The organism is Hymenobacter actinosclerus (genome assembly GCF_900111515.1).
Classification (GTDB): Bacteria; Bacteroidota; Bacteroidia; order Cytophagales; family Hymenobacteraceae; genus Hymenobacter; species Hymenobacter actinosclerus.
The window spans coordinates 138,411-154,132 of record NZ_FOHS01000002.1 but is presented as its reverse complement, the minus strand read 5'-3'; the positions used below and the strand labels follow the sequence as shown (position 1 = coordinate 154,132).

General features: G+C 63.7%; 15 protein-coding genes and 2 tRNA genes. 5 read left to right on the top strand and 12 right to left on the bottom strand.

Features of this window, described 5'->3' with window-relative positions:
* Positions 1-20: 20 nt before the first annotated feature.
* Positions 21-806, top strand: coding sequence for a S1/P1 nuclease (locus tag BMY67_RS07030; protein WP_092769916.1), 786 nt, complete (start codon positions 21-23; stop codon positions 804-806).
* Between the two features lie 124 nt (positions 807-930).
* Here the strand turns inward: BMY67_RS07030 and BMY67_RS07025 are convergent, their stop codons facing one another.
* Positions 931-2,232, bottom strand: coding sequence for an SDR family oxidoreductase (locus BMY67_RS07025; RefSeq protein ID WP_092769914.1), 1,302 nt, complete (start codon positions 2,230-2,232; stop codon positions 931-933).
* Positions 2,233-2,388: 156 nt separating this feature from the next.
* Here BMY67_RS07025 and BMY67_RS07020 point away from each other — a divergent pair, with 156 nt between their 5' ends.
* Positions 2,389-3,129, top strand: coding sequence for a 16S rRNA (uracil(1498)-N(3))-methyltransferase (locus tag BMY67_RS07020; RefSeq protein ID WP_092769912.1), 741 nt, complete (start codon positions 2,389-2,391; stop codon positions 3,127-3,129).
* Positions 3,130-3,381: 252 nt separating this feature from the next.
* Here BMY67_RS07020 and BMY67_RS07015 read toward each other — a convergent pair whose 3' ends face one another.
* Positions 3,382-4,839 carry an RtcB family protein gene (locus BMY67_RS07015; protein ID WP_245744936.1) on the bottom strand — a complete coding sequence of 486 codons (1,458 nt, stop codon included), beginning with the start codon at positions 4,837-4,839 and terminating at the stop codon, positions 3,382-3,384.
* Between the two features lie 157 nt (positions 4,840-4,996).
* Here BMY67_RS07015 and BMY67_RS07010 point away from each other — a divergent pair, with 157 nt between their 5' ends.
* The gene (locus BMY67_RS07010) at positions 4,997-5,671 is read left to right on the top strand and encodes a DUF4159 domain-containing protein (RefSeq protein WP_092769910.1); all 675 of its coding nucleotides are present in this window, start codon (positions 4,997-4,999) and stop codon (positions 5,669-5,671) included.
* Between the two features lie 103 nt (positions 5,672-5,774).
* On the opposite strand, the gene BMY67_RS07005 is transcribed toward BMY67_RS07010, so the two are convergent.
* From BMY67_RS07005 to BMY67_RS06985, 5 genes are all read right to left on the bottom strand, one after another.
* Positions 5,775-6,401: a hypothetical protein gene (locus BMY67_RS07005; protein ID WP_092769908.1), complete on the bottom strand. Its 627-nt coding sequence runs from the start codon at positions 6,399-6,401 to the stop codon at positions 5,775-5,777.
* A gap of 71 nt (positions 6,402-6,472) precedes the next feature.
* Positions 6,473-7,042 carry a 1-acyl-sn-glycerol-3-phosphate acyltransferase gene (locus tag BMY67_RS07000; protein ID WP_092769906.1) on the bottom strand — a complete coding sequence of 190 codons (570 nt, stop codon included), beginning with the start codon at positions 7,040-7,042 and terminating at the stop codon, positions 6,473-6,475.
* A gap of 118 nt (positions 7,043-7,160) precedes the next feature.
* Positions 7,161-7,964: a patatin-like phospholipase family protein gene (locus BMY67_RS06995; RefSeq protein ID WP_092769904.1), complete on the bottom strand. Its 804-nt coding sequence runs from the start codon at positions 7,962-7,964 to the stop codon at positions 7,161-7,163.
* Positions 7,965-8,125: 161 nt separating this feature from the next.
* The gene (locus BMY67_RS06990; RefSeq protein WP_092769903.1) at positions 8,126-8,974 is read right to left on the bottom strand and encodes an MBL fold metallo-hydrolase; all 849 of its coding nucleotides are present in this window, start codon (positions 8,972-8,974) and stop codon (positions 8,126-8,128) included.
* Between the two features lie 134 nt (positions 8,975-9,108).
* The gene (locus BMY67_RS06985) at positions 9,109-10,062 is read right to left on the bottom strand and encodes an acetyl-CoA carboxylase carboxyltransferase subunit alpha (RefSeq protein WP_092769901.1); all 954 of its coding nucleotides are present in this window, start codon (positions 10,060-10,062) and stop codon (positions 9,109-9,111) included.
* A gap of 247 nt (positions 10,063-10,309) precedes the next feature.
* On the opposite strand from BMY67_RS06985, the gene BMY67_RS06980 reads away from it, so the two are divergent.
* Positions 10,310-10,383 (top strand) — tRNA-Asp (locus tag BMY67_RS06980).
* 59 nt (positions 10,384-10,442) lie between these two features.
* Here BMY67_RS06980 and BMY67_RS06975 read toward each other — a convergent pair.
* Positions 10,443-10,709, bottom strand: coding sequence for a DUF1648 domain-containing protein (locus BMY67_RS06975; protein ID WP_177189732.1), 267 nt, complete (start codon positions 10,707-10,709; stop codon positions 10,443-10,445).
* Between the two features lie 531 nt (positions 10,710-11,240).
* Between BMY67_RS06975 and BMY67_RS06970 the strand changes: the two genes are divergently transcribed.
* Positions 11,241-11,314, top strand: a tRNA-Asp gene (locus tag BMY67_RS06970).
* Positions 11,315-11,354: 40 nt separating this feature from the next.
* Here the strand turns inward: BMY67_RS06970 and BMY67_RS06965 are convergent.
* From BMY67_RS06965 to BMY67_RS06950, 4 genes are all read right to left on the bottom strand, one after another.
* Positions 11,355-12,311 carry an ADP-ribosylglycohydrolase family protein gene (locus BMY67_RS06965; RefSeq protein ID WP_092769897.1) on the bottom strand — a complete coding sequence of 319 codons (957 nt, stop codon included), beginning with the start codon at positions 12,309-12,311 and terminating at the stop codon, positions 11,355-11,357.
* A 270-nt stretch (positions 12,312-12,581) separates the two neighbouring features.
* Positions 12,582-13,790: an adenylosuccinate synthetase gene (locus BMY67_RS06960; protein ID WP_092769895.1), complete on the bottom strand. Its 1,209-nt coding sequence runs from the start codon at positions 13,788-13,790 to the stop codon at positions 12,582-12,584.
* A 2-nt stretch (positions 13,791-13,792) separates the two neighbouring features.
* Positions 13,793-14,731, bottom strand: coding sequence for a hypothetical protein (locus tag BMY67_RS06955; protein WP_092769893.1), 939 nt, complete (start codon positions 14,729-14,731; stop codon positions 13,793-13,795).
* 4 nt (positions 14,732-14,735) lie between these two features.
* Positions 14,736-15,629 (bottom strand): hypothetical protein, encoded by an 894-nt coding sequence (locus tag BMY67_RS06950; protein ID WP_092769891.1) that lies wholly within the window; start codon positions 15,627-15,629, stop codon positions 14,736-14,738.
* Positions 15,630-15,722 lie beyond the last annotated feature (93 nt).

Here is a 15,722-nt window from a genome sequence, read left to right as displayed (position 1 = left end):
CACTTCACTGCCGCCCCACCATGCGTAAACTTCTGCTTCCGCTGCTGTTTCTGTTTCTCTCGCCGCTGAGCCTGTGGGCCTGGGGCGCCGACGGCCACCGGGCCATTGCCAAAATTGCCGAGCACCACCTCTCGCGCCGCGCCCGCCAGCAGGTGCAGCAGCTGCTGGGCACCGAGAGCATGACGATGGTCAGCACCTGGCCCGACGAAATCCGCTACTACCCCGAGGGCAAGGACACCGGCCCCTGGCACTACGTGAACACGCCCTCCGGCCTCGACCACGCCCAGTACCTGACGGAGCTGCGCACCCAGGTGGGCCCCAACGCCTACACCGCCCTGCAAACCCAGATGGCCTTAGTGGCCGACAAGAGCAAGACCCCGGCCCAGCGCCGCGACGCGCTCAAGTACGTCATCCACATCGTGGGCGACATTCACCAGCCCATGCACACGGGCCACGCCGACGACAAGGGCGGCAACGATATCAAGCTCAAGTTCCGGGGCCGCGACACCAACCTGCACAGCCTCTGGGACTCGGGCCTGCTCGACTACCAGGGCCTGACCTACACCGAAATGGCCCAGCAGTACAACTGCGGCATATCCCGCTCGGCTGTGCGCCGCATGCAGGCCGCCCCACCCGCCGAGTGGCTCTGGGAGTCGTACCAGGCCTCCGAGCAGCTCTACCCCCTCACCCCCAACGGCACCGAGGTAAAGTACGATTACTACCCCGCCCACAGCGTGCTGATGCGCCAACGCATTCAGGAAGCCGGCGTGCGCCTGGCCGGGGTGCTGAATGGCCTTCTGGGCTAATATTTAGTGCTTGATGCCGTTTGCATTGGGCAACCAGAACCAATTATTTCTACAGAAAAAGCCCGTCTGGCAACTGCCAGACGGGCTTTTTCTGTAAACTATCTGCTATAGGGCAGCGAATGGGTTAGCTCTTGCTTCCTGATGGCTTGCCTTGCTTGGACTTGTCGGCGACGGGGCCGCGGACGTCGCTGGGAGTGGCCTCGGCCGAGCCGGCGCGGGGCGCGCGGCCGTCGCCGTTGGCGCCTTTGCCGGTGTCCTCCACGTTGTCGGAGCCCTGGCCAGCCGTTGGGTTGGCGGCTTTATCGGAATTCGATTTCAGCTTTTTATCCTGTTTATCCTGGTCGGGGCGTTGGCTGGTGCCGTTGCTCGCGTCTTTGTCCGACTTCTTCTTGCCATCCTTGTTCTTGCCGTCCTTGCTATCCGGGCCGAACGCATTCACGAGAGCGGCCACGGCCAGGCCGGTGCCGGCCACAATGGCCGCCGTGGCGGCCGGGTGCAGCTTGGCTTTGGTGTAGGTGCTGATTTCGCGGGTGCGGCCGGGGTAGTTGCCGCGCTCCTGCAACTGGCCCGCACCTTCGTAGAGGCCGCTGGGGCGGTTACGGTGGTCCTGCTTGTCGGATTTCGACATGGGCGCGAAGGCCTTCTCCATAAACTTATCCAGCAGGGCCGGGGTCCACTGCTCCATGCCCTTAAACAGCTTGCCGGCACCACCCACCAGAATATTGCGCTGGGGCGAAGTGGCCGAACCGAGAATAGCCTCGGCCACCGTTTCGGGGGCGTAAGCGGGCGGCGCGTGCTGGGGCACCTTATCCAGGTAGTTCTTGGCGTTCAGCGGGTAGGGCGTATCAATGGCGGCCGGCTGAATCAGCGTAACCGACACGGGCGCATCTTCCATTTCCAGCTCGGTACGCAACCCGTCGGTGAAACCCTTCACGGCGTGCTTGCTGGCGCTGTACATAGTCTGCAAAATAGCTGTAACGTCGGACAGCACGCTGCCCACGTTGATGAGCGCCCCACCCCGGTGGCGCAGGTGCTCCACGGCTTCGAGCGAACCGTATACCAGGCCCCAGAAGTTGGTTTCGAACAGCTGGCGCATGTCGTCGATGGATTCGTTCACCACCTTGCCGTACATCGACACGCCGGCGTTGTTCACCCAGGTATCGAAGGAGCCGAACTTCTGCTTGGCCTCGCGGGCAATGCGCTTCACGTCGGCCTGCTTGCTAACGTCGGCCACCACGTAGATGACCTCGCATCCCTGCTGGCTGAGCTCGTCGGTGAGCTGGCGCAGGGCCGCTTCGCTGCGGGCGGCCAGCACGAGCTTGGCGCCGGCTTTGGCCGCCTGCCGGGCCGTTACGAGGCCGATGCCCGACGAGGCGCCGGTGATGACAATGGTTTGGTCGGAGAGTTTTTTGAGCTTGGCTTTCATCTGATTAGCGGATTAATAGGTGGTTGGTAGGGGCCGCGGGGTCGCGGGATGGATATGGCTGGCTTACGCGAAAAACCAGCGGGCCGTTATCCTGCCATTCCGGCCTCCCCTTTCCAAACGTCCCCAAACCGCCGGCCGGCCGCGTACCTTTGCCCCATGCCCCACACCTTTTTCGCCCCCGACCTGGCAGCCGACGCCACCGCCCACACCCTACCCGAAGACGAAAGCAAGCACGCCGTGCGAGTGCTGCGCCTGGCCGACGGGGCGCCCGTAGTGCTGGTAAACGGCCGGGGCGACGTGTTCGGGGCCGAAGTAGCCGACGCCAACCCCAAGCGCTGCGCGCTACGCATCAGCGGCCACACGCACTTTGCCTCGCGCCCCGCTCCCATCCACCTGGCCGTGGCGCCCACTAAAAACCTCGACCGCATGGAATGGCTGGTGGAAAAGGTCACTGAAATTGGGGTCGATACCATCACGTTTCTACGCTGCGCCCACTCCGAGCGGCGCGAGCTGAAGCTGGAGCGGCTGGAGAAAATAGCCATCAGCGCCCTCAAGCAATCGGGCCAGACCTGGCTGCCGCGCCTGACGGAGCTGACGAACCTGGCCGATTTTCTGCCCACCATCGAGCCGGCCACCACCTTCATCGCTCACCTGCTGGAAGACGGCGAGCGAACCCCACTAAGCCACGTGGCCGCCACCGCCACCGGCTGCACCATCCTAATCGGCCCCGAAGGCGACTTCAGCCCCGCCGAAATTGCAGCCGCCTTCGCCCTGGGCATCCGGCCCGTAACGCTGGGCAGCTCGCGCCTGCGCACCGAAACCGCCGCCCTGGCTGCCGTACACACCGTACACGTGGCGCGGGAACTGGTTTGTTCTGGCGAGGACCTCACCCCCTAGCCCCCTCTCCTCGGAGAGCGGGGGGACTAATTTTTAGCCTTTAAAGCTAGAGCAGTTGGCGTGAGCTATAGTTAGGACTAGAAACTAGCTCCCCTCCTTGGAAAGGAGGGGCTGGGGGTGGTTGATGACGGCAGAACGATGACTAGAGCTAGTTTCTAGCGGCTGTTCAACGCTAATCAACCACCCCCAGCCCCTCCTTTCCAAGGAAGGGAGCTAGTTGCTAGTCCTAGCCTACCGCGCAACTTGGGTTAATTATTCCGCTGCCAGCGCCGAAGTGTCGGCCTGCGCATCTTCGGCGGCTAGTTTGGCAGCGGCTTTGGCCAGCTTTTTCTTGCGCCAGGGGGAGTCCTGCTCCCAGTCGCCGGCCATGAGGCAACCGTAGGGGCGGATTTCGTCGATGACCGTGGCCAGGCCGAAGTCCAGGATTTGCTGCTGCACGTCGGCGGCGTTTTTGTAGGCGCTGGGCAGCTCCGAGATGTCGATCTGATTAAAGAAAAAGCGGGCGTCGATGCCCTGGGTTTCTTCGGCGAAGATTTCCTCCTTGGTCTGGCCGAGCTTGCTGCGCTTGTGGCCGGTGCGGCTCAGGTTGCGGCCAGCCCCGTGGGGCGCGAAGCCCAGGTTGTTCGCGGTCGTGGTGCCTTCCACGATGAGAATCGGCTGGGCCATGTTGAGCGGGATGATGCGCGGGCCGGTGATGTCGGGCATGAACTTGGGGTCGAGCGGCGTGGCCCCCTTGGCGTGGTAGTACAGCTCGCCGTCGCGAAATACGAAGTTGTGCTCGTTCCAGTACCGCTGCTGCACGGGGGCCCCCAGCTGCTCCACCAGGGCGTCGTGCAGGCACAGGTGGTTTTGCTTGGTCCACTTGCGGATGGTTTGCAGCGCCGCCCAGTACCGCCGGCCCTCTTCCGACTCGCTCGGAATCCAGGCGTTGGCGGGGGCCGTTTCGGGCGAAATGGCTTTGCGGAAGTGCTCGGCCACCTTCATCCCTTCCTTGTAAAGCAGCGCCCCTGGCCCCCGCGAGCCGTGGTGGGTGATGAGCATGGTGTCGCCGGTGTTGCGCGAGACGCCCACGTACAGGAAGTGGTTGCCGTCGCCCTGGGTGCCCAGGTGCTCGCGGGCCATGCTCAGGCTGCGCCGGGAGTTGAGGTAGGCGTTGGCGCGGAACTCGGCCTCGATGTCGGCGGGCAGCGCGAACTGCTGGTCACGGGGCCGGCCGCCGGGGCCGAAGTGGGTGAGCTGCTGGGCCGCGTCGAGCACCTGCCTGGGGTCGGCCGCCGGGCCCAGGTTGGTCAGCATCACCGAGCAGCAAATGTCGGCGCTGTGCATGCCGGGGTGGATGGCCTGGCGGGCCACCACGATGCCGCCCACCGGAATGGTACCCAGCGGGCCGGCCGGGCAGGCGTCGGGCATAATGGCCCCGCCCACTACCGTGGGCGTGCGCATCAGCAGGTTCATCGACTTGCGTACGTAGTCAATATTATCCTGCTCGATGGGCGAATCGGCGCTGATGTTCTCGTGGAAGGCCACCGGCTGGGCCAGCAGCGGAATGGTGGGGGCGGGCTTTACGGTATCGAGGTAGGCCGTGAGGGCCTCGCCTTCCAGGTTGTGGGCGTTGATGTACTCCAGGGCTTCTTTGAACCACTTGCCCGGCGGTAGGCCCTGCGCAATTAAATCGTTGCCCGTTATCATTTTCCTGTCGTAGTTGAGCATGTATACTGGATCTGGTCAACAAGAAAGCGAAATAAAGCAGGTTCAGCACCTGTCTGGGGCGGGGCGGGCCGGCGGCACTGGCTGGTGGCCTGAACTTTCCCGGTTCTGCGTTACTTTGCCTGGGAGGCGCCTGCCTCTGCCCTGCTTCCATTCCCGTATGCCCAAATACTTCTTCGTCGCGCTGCTACTCCTGCTGTTCTCGCTCACGGCCGCCGCGCCGCCCGCAGCTGCTCCCAGCTTCCGCATTGCCAAGCTGCACTACGGTGGCGGCGGCGACTGGTACGCCAACAAAACCAGCCTGCCCAACCTCATCCGCTTCTGCAACCAGACGCTGGGCACCAACATCGCGCCCGCCGAGGCCACCGTAGAGCTCGATTCGCCCGAGTTGCTTACCTACCCCTTCGTGCACATGACCGGCCACGGCAACGTCACGTTCTCCGACACCGACGCCCGCAACCTGCGCCGCTACCTCATCGGGGGCGGTTTTTTGCACATCGATGACAACTACGGCCTCGACAAGTTCATCCGGCCCGAAATGAAGAAGGTGTTTCCCGACCTGGAGTTCGTGGAACTGCCCTTCACCCACCCTATCTACCACCAGAAATTCCAGTTTCCGCGGGGCCTGCCCAAAATCCATGAGCACGATGGCAAGCGCCCCCAGGGCTTCGGGCTGCTGTATAAGGGCCGGCTGGTGTGTTTCTATAGCTTCGAGTGCGACCTGGGCAACGGCTGGGAAGACCTGGGCACCTACCCCGAAGACACCCCCGCCACCCACGAAGCCGCCCTCAAAATGGGCGCCAACCTGGTTTCCTACGCCCTTACGCAGGATTAGCGCAGAAAAGTCAACGAGAAAACGCCAAAAGGAAAAGCCGTTGAACAAGCCCAGTGTGGACGTTCAACGGCTTTTGCTTTTGACCTTTTCTCGTTGACTTCAGCTAATACCGCCGCTGGAAGATTTCGCTGAGCACGAAGGCGGCGCGGATGTCGGCGGGGTTGCGGAGCAGCTCGTTGACGGTGCGGCGGGTTTGCTTGGGCGAAACCTTCTCCTGGCTCCAGAAATCCTCGCTGCCGTGCTCGGTGCTGGTGCGGGGAAGCGCCGAGCCGCGGCGCAGCGCACGCCTGGGCGCTTCGAGCGAGCGGGCTTCCGGGGCGGGGAGTTCCTGAGAGTAAAGTTCTTCGGGTTTTTCCAGGGCGCGCCCGAAGCGGGCAACCGGCCTGGGGCGGTCGGGCAGCGCTTCGGGCTGCGGCTCCTGGCCCCACCGCTGCTCCTCATCCCATTGCTGCTGGCGTTGCTCCCACTCCTGGGGCGGATTGCGCTCGGCCAGGGGCGGCTGGGCAGCCTGCTGGTTCTGGCGCTGCATCTGGGCCAGCAGCTCCTCAAACGACACGGCCGGCACCGATGGGGCCGGCCGGGGCGCGGCCCCGCCCCCACTTGTACGGGCCTGGCGCCGTTGCTCCTCCAGCTGCGCCTCCTTGAACTTCTCGGATGCCTTCTGCACCATGCGCCAGATAAAGAAGCCGATGGCCGCTATTATCCAGATAAATCCTTTGAAGTCGTCCATACCAGAGAGTTAGCACCGCAGCGGGCAAGCAGCCATCAGCCGACGACCACCGAGCGGAATAGTCGGTTGCCCTAACGTACGCCTTTTTCGGGGAAGCGGCCCGTTTTGGTGCGGTAGTAGGCTTTTATTTCCTCCACGTCCTTCTCGTAGTCGCCGGTGGGCCAGAACACGGGGCCCACGCCGGCTTCCTTGTGTTTGTAGTCGAGGTAGCCGAGCATGATGGGCACGCCGGCCCCCACGGCGGCGTGGTAGAAACCCTTACGCCACTTGGGCTGGTAGCTGCGGGTGCCTTCCGGAGTGATAAGAATTACCAGCTCCTCGCGCTCCTTAAACAGCTGCACCATGCCATCGACCAGACTGTTGTTGCGGCTGCGGTCCACGGCCAAACCGCCCAGGCTGCGCACCAGGGCGCCGAGTACCGGGATGGTGGTCCACTCCTTTTTGATGGTCACCTTCACATCGATGTCCATGAGGAAAAACGCGGCCCGGGCGAACAGGAAATCCCAGTTGCTGGTGTGCGGAGCGGCAATCATCATTCCCTGCTTGATGCCGGGCGGCACCACCGAGCCCAGGCGCCAGCCGGTAATCCAGAACAGGGTTTTCGAAAACAGGTACCAGAAAGTAGAAGTCCGACGCGCCATAAGCGGAAAACAGGAGAAACGAAGAAGTATGGCGCCACCTACGGGCTGCCAGAGGTCAAAGCTAGCTGATTTGCCGCAGCGAAGCGCCGGCAGAGCCCAAATAAGCGCGGTTCGGCGCTCAGTCCGGCTGGGCCGGCAGCTCGTTTTCGAGCAGCGCCACCAGCTGCGGGGCCTGGGCCAGCGTGTAGCGGTAGCCGATGGCGAAAATTTCGGCGGCCTGCCGGAAGCTCATCGTGCGGTAGGCACGCAGCTCGGGCGGTTCGAGCAGCAGGTGGCAGCGCTGCTTGCTGAGCACCGTGTTGCCGGCAATGGCCAGGTTGAGCGTGCGCTCTACCAGCCCGCGCATGTTGCTGACCTGGGCGGCCGGATTGGGCGGGTTGCAGTGCACGCCCACTACCCGCAAACCGGGGTGCTCGGCCTCCAGCAGCGCCTCCACGGGCAGGTTATTCAGCAGGCCCCCATCTACCAGCTGCCGGCCCTGGTAGCGCACCGGCCGGTACAGAATGGGCACGGCCGACGAGGCCAGCAGCGGCGGTACCAGCAGCCCGCTCGAAAACCGCACCGACTCGCCCGCCTCAATATCGGTTGCCACCAGCGTAATGGGCAGCCGCAGCTGCTCGAACGTGGCGCCGACTCCCAGATGCTGCTCGAACAGCCGACCCACCGCGTCCATGTGTAGCAGGCCGTAGCGGCTGAGGGCCACCCGGGTCAGGCGCGGAATGCTGATGCCCTGCAAGAGCCGCATAATCTCGCGCGGCGGCACTCCGGCGGCGTAAAAAGTAGCCGCAATAGCCCCCGACGACACCCCCGCCAACCGCCCCACCGGCAGCCCCAGCTCATCGAGCGCCGCCAGCACGCCCAAATGCGCAATACCCCGCGCCCCACCCCCGGAAAGTGCTAACCCGAGGTGATGTTGAGACATGAGTACGAGATTGTAAAAAGCGAGATGAGAAAACGGGGTAGGGTGCGGGGCTTGTCCCCACCCGCGTTGAACGGTGCAAGCGGTGGTTGTTCTAACGGCGGGCAGGAACAAGCCCCGCACCCTACCCCGCCATTAATTCATCTAATCCTACCCCTTAACTGTTATAACTCCTCCAGCCGGAACCGCTCGGCTACTTTGATGCCGCGCTCGGTTTGCTCGACGGTGATGCACTCGGTCTGGTGGTCGTGTTCGAGCACCAGCACCCAGTTCTCGGCGGCGGCCTGTTCCAGAAAGCGGGCTTTTTCGTCCATCGTAACCAGCGGGCGCACGTCGTAGCTCATCACGTAGGGCAGGCCCACGTGGTGGGCGCTGGGCAGCAGGTCGGCGGCAAACACCACGGTGCGGCCTTTGTGGCGCAGCACCGGCAGCATCATTTTCTCGGTGTGGCCGTCCACGAAGATCAGGTTCTGGAGGCTGCCCAGCTCGGTTGGTACGCCGGCCTGCGGGTCGATGAAGCGCAGCTGCCCGCTTTCCTGGATGGGCAGAATGTTCTCCTTCAGAAAGCTGGCTTTTTCGCGCGGATTGGGCGCAGTGGCCCAGTTCCAATGGTCCTCGTTGCTCCAGTAGGTGGCGTTGGGGAAGGCCAGTTGCAGCTTGTCGGCGGCGGTGCGCACCACGCCGCCGCCGCAGTGGTCGAAGTGCAGGTGGGTCAGCAGTACGTCGGTGATATCGGCGGCGGTATAGCCGTGGCGGCGCAGCGACTTTTCGAGCGTATCGTCGCCGTGCAGGTAAAAGTGGCCGCGGAACTTCTCGTCCTGCTTCTCGCCGATACCGGTGTCGATGAGCAGCAGCCGGCCCGCGTCCTCCACCAGCAGGCAGCGCAGGGCCCAGGTACACATATTGTGCTCGTCGGCGGGGTTGAGCTTCTGCCACATGCTCTTGGGCACCACCCCAAACATGGCCCCGCCATCGAGTTTAAACAAGCCGGTATCGAGCGTATGAACCTTCATTCTTCAGATAATTTTGAATTATGGATTTCAAATTATGTATTAGCCTGACCCGCTATTTCTCAGGCTGAAAAACAAGACGCTATTGGATAGAATTCTTATGAACGGAATGTAAAATCCTAAGTTAAAATTCGAAATTATTCAACGACCACGCCCATGTCCGAGAACTTGTCGATGCGCTGGCTGATACGGTCTTCGGGCGAGAGGGCGTCAAGTTCGGCCAGAGTGCTCAGGATGGTTTGCTTGAGCGTCTGAATCATGGCGGGCGCGTCGGTGTGGGCGCCGCCCAGGGGTTCAGGCACGATGCCGTCGACGAGCTTGTTGCCCAGCATGTCGTTGGCCGTGAGCTTGAGGGCCTCAGCGGCCTGCTCCTTGTAATCCCAGGAGCGCCACAGAATGCTGCTGCACGACTCGGGCGAAATAACGGAGTACCAGGTATTTTCCAGCATCAGCACCCGGTCGCCAATGGCAATGCCCAAGGCCCCGCCCGAGGCGCCTTCACCAATGATGATGCAGACGACGGGCACTTTGAGCAGGAACATCTCCTTGAGGTTGCGGGCAATGGCCTCACCCTGCCCCCGCTCCTCGGCCTCCAGGCCCGGAAACGCGCCGGGCGTGTCGATGAGCGTGACGATGGGCGTGTTGAACTTCTCGGCCAGCTTCATCAGGCGCAGGGCCTTGCGGTAGCCCTCGGGGTTGGGCATGCCGAAGTTGCGGAACTGCCGGTCCTTGGTATTGCGGCCCTTCTGCTGGCCAATGAGCATCACGGTCCGGCCGTCGATTTCGGCGAAACCGCCCACCATGGCCTTGTCGTCGCGCACGGTCCGGTCGCCGTGCAGCTCCACGAACTTCTGGCTCATGCCCAGAATATAGTCGAAGGTGTAGGGGCGGCCGGGGTGGCGCGAGAGCTGCACGCGCTGCCAGCGGGTGAGGTTCTGGTAGGTTTCCTTCTTGAGGTCGTTGATTTTGGCTTCGAGGGCCGTTACGGCAGCCGATACATCTACCTGGCTGTCGAGGGCCAGTTGTTGCATTTCGCGAAGCTTGCCTTCGAGGGTGGCAATGGGTTGTTCGAAATCGAGGAGCTGAGCCACGGCAGAGGCGGGTTTTGGAGGTGCGAGGGGGAGAACGGAAGATAGCAAAGGTAAGCGACGGGGCCGATTCCGGCCAGCCCCTTCTTATCCTGGCCGCACGAAAAATCTTTCTGCCTGACTAGCAGCCCGCCACGCAGACCGGCACAGGTTTTTTTCGCTTTTTTCGCGGCGGCTCTTGCGCACCTGCCATCAGCCTGCTACTTTTGCACCACTTCAACGCTCCCTGAGCCGCGAAATAGAACAACCTGGTTCGGTAGTTCAGTTGGTTAGAATGCCGCCCTGTCACGGCGGAGGTCGCGGGTTCGAGTCCCGTCCGGACCGCAAAGGCCCTTCAGATTCGTCTGAAGGGCCTTTTGCTTTTCCCGGCAAGCAGTCAGGAGTTAAGCGGCGGCGGCCAGAATCGAAACGCTTAGCACGAAGCTCAGAAACAGGGCTACTCCCCTTATAAGCGAGCGGCGCCGGTTTTCAGTATCCAGGTAAGGCGCCGTGTAGTAAATCAGCCCCGGCAGCAGCACATAGATAAACAGCGTACGTTTATCGGCATAGTAATCGGCACTCTCGCTGGTAAAGTGCACGGGGACAAGCGTCGGCAGCCTGGACCAGCGCACCAGCAGGCAGGCCAGGGGCAGAAATATGAGTAGCTGCACTATGAAGGAATAGCGCGGGGTGGCAGGGGCCTTGTCTTCCATGTCGGTTTTAATTAGCCGGGGATGAATGTAACATAACGTACTGCCCGGGTTCATGTCTTTCGGGCTAGCTGGCAGAAAGTTGATACGCCTGCAGGGGCCCCGGAGGCTATTTAGTGCTGGTTTTTCCTTGAACTGCGTCCCGCTTTTGCTGGTCCTGCCCCGAAGCAGCCCCGATTTGCGGCTACTGCATCCAGGGTCCTATCCCACCTGATGCCTCTTTCCTGTCTTTTAACTGCCAGGCCAGCTCGCGTGCCCTTTTCCTCTTAAACCAATATAGGAGCTGATATCGCGCTTCTCTTAAAGCAGCAGCTGCAAGTTTTTTTTCGGAGGCTATCCTATTTACCAGCAGAACTATATCATCTCCAAAACGTCCTTTACAGCCTTACAAAGCAGTTTTTTATTGCGGCGGGCTTGTCGAAGTCAAATCGCCTCTGCTATATTTGCATCATCAAAAGGGAAAGGCACACGGCCCGCCCCGAATTGATAGCCGGTTCGGTAGTTCAGTTGGTTAGAATGCCGCCCTGTCACGGCGGAGGTCGCGGGTTCGAGTCCCGTCCGGACCGCAAAGGCCCTTCAGATTCGTCTGAAGGGCCTTTTGCTTTTTCAGCTTACCCCCGCCCCTATTGCCGTGGCCGACGCCAGGGCTTCAATATCGGCGCGGCGGGCCAGGACGGCCAGCCACTCGGGCGGAATAGCGGCTTCGCCGTAGTACAGCCCGGCCAGCCCGCCGGTTACGGCCCCGGTGGTATCAGTATCGTCGCCGAGGTTGACGGCGTCCAGCACGGTTTCGGCGTAGGTTTCGTGGCGCAGCAGGCACCAGAGGGCGGCCTCCAGTGTGTGCATGACGTAGCCGCCGCTGTCAATGGCCGTTGCGGCAACATCAGGCAGGCGGCCGCTGAGGAGGCGTTCAAACTTGTCGGCCTCGGCTGCGGAAATCTGCAATTCATATAACTGGGTCGGGGCCTGCCGGCACAGCTCGGCGTAGGCAGCGGCCGGGGCCAGACCGGCACGCAGGTGGCGGGCCATTTCCAGGTACAGGAAGCACGCCACCGCCGAGCGGATATGGCCGTGGGTGATGGCCGAAACGTCGTGGATGAGCTGGAAACGCTCTTTCAGGGGCGCATCAACCTGGTAAAAAGCCAGCGGCAGAATCCGCATGAGCGCGCCGTTGCCGTTGCTGTATTCATCGGTGCCGCCGGCCAGGACAAGGTCGTCGTCGGCCTGCAGGCGGCTCAGGGCCTCGCGGGTGGTGATGCCGATGTCGAACACGACGCCGTGGGGCGTCCAGAGCTGCTCGTAGTACCAGCGGCGACTGTATTCGGCGGCTTTGCCGAGCGTGAAGCCGTCGGCCAGGGCCTGGGCCAGGCAGAAGGTGAGCGAGGCATCATCAGACCAGGTGCCGGCGGGCTGGTGGTGGGTGCCGTATTCGCGCATGGTCACCACGGGGTCGAGGCGGCGGGCGGCGCGGCTCTGGAACTCAACGGGCACGCCCAGCGCGTCGCCCACGGCCAGCCCCAGCAGGGCCGCGCGCAGTTGGGATTCAAGGGAAGAGGTTGGCATAGGATGGAAGTTTAGAGGGGTGTAAAGACGCATCTTTGCGTCTGGTCGTGCGCGCCGTTGTTCCGTCGTCGTTCACCGGTGCCGTTCAACGATGAGACGCAAAGATGCGTCTCTACAAATCTGTAATACCGCCCGCCGTGCGTATCGTTGCAACGATAATCGTTTAACGGCGGGCGGGGGCAAGCCCCGCCCCTGCGGCGTTCTGTGCGTAACAGCCGTCTGTAATTCGCCAAACTGCTACCACCAGTCCAATCAACTCCCAATACCCTACTAACCCAACCGAACGGTTGCGGCAGTAGGCCCATAGGCCAGCTGCAGCGAATCGAAGGCCACGCCGAGCAGGGCCGGGAGCTGACCGGGCGCGGCTGAACCGGGCACCTCGTTTTCGGAGCACAGCACGTGCTGGTCGGGGGTTTGGTCGAGGCAGGTGATGAGCAGGTGGCGGGCGTGGCCGGCGGCGTGGGGCGCGTCGGCGGCCAGGGCGTGGCGGACGCTGGGCAGGTACAGCGGAGCGAGCCGAAAGCAGCCCTGGTAAGGATGGGGCCGGTTGGTTTCGTGCTCGTAGTGGCGCAGGGCCAGGGGCGCTTCGCCGGGCAGCGGGCCGGCCCCGTGGCGGGTGTGGTAGGCGCGGGTAACGTACTGAATACGGGCCGTGTAGCCCGGCAGATGCGCCCTCACCAACGCCAGCGCGTTGCGGCTCGTGGTGTGGCTCCGGGTCACGTGCGGAAATTCCCCCGCGTCCATATCGAGCAGAATGCCCTGAGCGCCCTCGAAAACCACCGCCTGCCCGCGGGCCGCTACCGTGGCCAGGGCCGCCGCGCCCGCCCCAAACCGCACGGGGCCGCCCGCCCGGTGCTGCCCGGCCAGCGTATCCGCCGCCGCCAGTAGCCGGTCGTCGCCCGTGTCGTGGGCGACGCTGTCGAAGGCAAATTCCGGCGCTTCGGTGGCCAGCCGGGCGCGGTAGTAGGCCCGGATGCGGGCCAGCGCCGCGGGTAGGGCCCCGGGCTTCAGCAGCTGCCCGGCCGTGAGTCGCGCGGCCGGGCCGGCCTCGTGCCGCGCCAGCGTGGCCCCGAAGCCCACGCCCACGCTGCCGTGGCGGCCGGCCCCGCGCCGGCTCTCCAGCACCCGGTTATACAGCACGTCGTAGTGCGTGGTAACCGGGCAGGCGGCATCTACCAGCAGTTGCGGGGCCACTCCCAGCTGCTGCAAGGCCGCCAGCTCGGCCAGGGCCGGACCGGGGGCAAAGGGGCAGTGGGCCGACCAGAGCGTGGGCACCCCGGCCAGCGTGCCCGCCCCAAAGGAGCTGAACACGTGGTGTTTACCTTCCGCCGTAACCACCGTGTGGCCCGCCTGCGCCCCGCCATTGAAGCGCACCACCAGGCCGGGGCGCAGGCGGCGGCAGAGCCAGTCGGTGGCCAGGCCCTTGCCCTCGTCGCCGTAGCCCAGGCCCAGCACGATGTAGGCTTGCGGCGCGCTCATGCTCAGAGGCTTACCACGCCACCCTTACTGGCCGAGCCCTTGGCCTGCGTGATGAGGCTGCTGTTGACCGGGCCCAGCGCGTGGCGTACGGTGCCGGCGGTTTTCTGGTCGAATGAGGCCAGAATATCGCTCAGCTGCACGCCGTGGACCAGGGCAACGGTCGAGGCAATGGTTTCGGCAATGGCGTTGTAGTCGTTGAGGATGATGAGCCGTTCGCCGAGCATCTTTTTCCAGTAGCCCAGCACGTTGGCATCGTCGCGGTAAGCCCCCTCATTCACGTGGATGTGGAAGACGTGGTAGCTGCGCTGCGCCTCTTCCAGCAGCTGCCGGTCAGTCACGTCATCGGCCTCGGCGTAGCCCAGCAGCTTTTGCAGCGCCTTGCCTTGCAGCACGTCCCAGGCGGCCTCGTCGCCGATAGTAAACAAAAAGCCCTTCACGCCGCGCTTCTCGAAGCAGTCGATGGACGTGTGGCGGGCGGTCACCAGCCAGGCCAGCGTGTACGACTCGCGGCTTTGCCCGCCGCCGTTGCCTTCCAGGTAGATGCCGGTCAGCCACTGGTCCAGCTCATCGGTACCGCTTTCAAACTGACCCACTTGCAGCGGGTACTGGTCGGAGTGATGGTCGCCGATGCCGCCGAACAGAATCTGGGGGTGCTCGACGCCGTGGGCAATGAGCGTGTTCATCAATGGGCCCAGCTTTTCGCGCACCATTATTTCGGGAATGCGGCCCATGCTGCCCGTCTCGTCCAGAAACACGGCAATGGCCAGCGACTCGGGGTGGACGTCGGAGTCGCGGCTCTCGCGGAACTTGAGGCCCGTGGGCAGCATCTGGTCGCTGGCGCGGCCCCGGCGGTTGTTGGCGAAAATGTCGTCGGTGTTGGCCCCCACGCGGGAGTTGGAGAGGAAGTCAAACGCATCGTCTGACCAGCGGGAATAGCCCATAGGGTTAGAGGTTTAGAGGGTGAAACTGCGGGACAGGAAAGAGCTGGCGCAGCAGCTGGCGGTAGGCCACCAGCATGGCGTAGGCGTTGTGCTGCGGCCGGAGCAAAAAGGTAAGCAAACGCTCGTCAACCCGCCCGCGCAGGCGCACGCCGTGGCCCGAGGCGTCGCCGAGCAGGGCCAGGGCCGTGCGCTGGGCCAGCAGCAAATCGATGGCAGGCGTGGCGCGCTTTTCCACGAACAGCGCGTCGGGGTACCAGTGCCGGTAGCGGCCCGACACCGTGCGCAAACGCCCGTTCAGCGGGGCCAAGTGGTAGAATGAGAGGGCCACCAGCCCGTGCGTTTTGGGGGCCAGGGCCAGGCTTTCGGGCTGCCAGCCGCCGTGGCAGAACCCGGCCTGATGCAGCCAGGCCGTCAGCTCCAGCAGCCGGCTCAGCACCCAGGCCACGTGCTCGACGGGCAGCGTGAGGCCCGCCAGCGGCACCACCCGCACGGGCGGGGTAGCCAGCAGCGCAGCCCCATCCGCAACCAGCCCGCTGGGTAAATACTGCTTGAAATGCTGTGCCGCCGGGTCGTGCAGGGCCATGAGCCGCGCGTAGTTGGTGGCCGATTGGCGGAGCGTGGCGGCCTCGCCCTCGAAGCGTAGCCGGTGGTCGGGCAGCACCCGCACCGGGCCGGCATCGTCGGTAAACGAGAGGCGGGCAGTTAGCAGCTCGACGTAGTGGTTGAGGCGGCTTACGGCGTCGTGGGCCCCGGGCAGGGCGCACACATCGGGGTGCAGCAGCTTGAGAAACAGCAGGTACTGCGGCCGGTAGTCGGGCAGCGTAAACACGTCGGCCGGCTGGCGCGAGGCCAGGATGCGGGCCAGCAGGGCCGGAATGTCGGGAGGCGGGCTGTTCATGGTCGGCGGTGGGCCCGAAGGTAGTATTTTCTCCAACTGTTAGCTGCTGTTACGCAGCCGGCTGGCCACCTTTCGGCCATACATAACCCCTGT

Bases quoted from the DNA above. Each gene is read 5' to 3' on its own strand.
- BMY67_RS07030 (WP_092769916.1), top strand. From the start codon at position 21: ATGCGTAAACTTCTGCTTCCGCTGCTGTTTCTGTTTCTCTCGCCGCTG.
- BMY67_RS07025 (WP_092769914.1), bottom strand. From the start codon at position 2,232: ATGAAAGCCAAGCTCAAAAAACTCTCCGACCAAACCATTGTCATCACC.
- BMY67_RS07020 (WP_092769912.1), top strand. From the start codon at position 2,389: ATGCCCCACACCTTTTTCGCCCCCGACCTGGCAGCCGACGCCACCGCC.
- BMY67_RS07015 (WP_245744936.1), bottom strand. From the start codon at position 4,839: ATGCTCAACTACGACAGGAAAATGATAACGGGCAACGATTTAATTGCG.
- BMY67_RS07010 (WP_092769910.1), top strand. From the start codon at position 4,997: ATGCCCAAATACTTCTTCGTCGCGCTGCTACTCCTGCTGTTCTCGCTC.
- BMY67_RS07005 (WP_092769908.1), bottom strand. From the start codon at position 6,401: ATGGACGACTTCAAAGGATTTATCTGGATAATAGCGGCCATCGGCTTC.
- BMY67_RS07000 (WP_092769906.1), bottom strand. From the start codon at position 7,042: ATGGCGCGTCGGACTTCTACTTTCTGGTACCTGTTTTCGAAAACCCTG.
- BMY67_RS06995 (WP_092769904.1), bottom strand. From the start codon at position 7,964: ATGTCTCAACATCACCTCGGGTTAGCACTTTCCGGGGGTGGGGCGCGG.
- BMY67_RS06990 (WP_092769903.1), bottom strand. From the start codon at position 8,974: ATGAAGGTTCATACGCTCGATACCGGCTTGTTTAAACTCGATGGCGGG.
- BMY67_RS06965 (WP_092769897.1), bottom strand. From the start codon at position 12,311: ATGCCAACCTCTTCCCTTGAATCCCAACTGCGCGCGGCCCTGCTGGGG.
- BMY67_RS06960 (WP_092769895.1), bottom strand. From the start codon at position 13,790: ATGAGCGCGCCGCAAGCCTACATCGTGCTGGGCCTGGGCTACGGCGAC.
- BMY67_RS06955 (WP_092769893.1), bottom strand. From the start codon at position 14,731: ATGGGCTATTCCCGCTGGTCAGACGATGCGTTTGACTTCCTCTCCAAC.
- BMY67_RS06950 (WP_092769891.1), bottom strand. From the start codon at position 15,629: ATGAACAGCCCGCCTCCCGACATTCCGGCCCTGCTGGCCCGCATCCTG.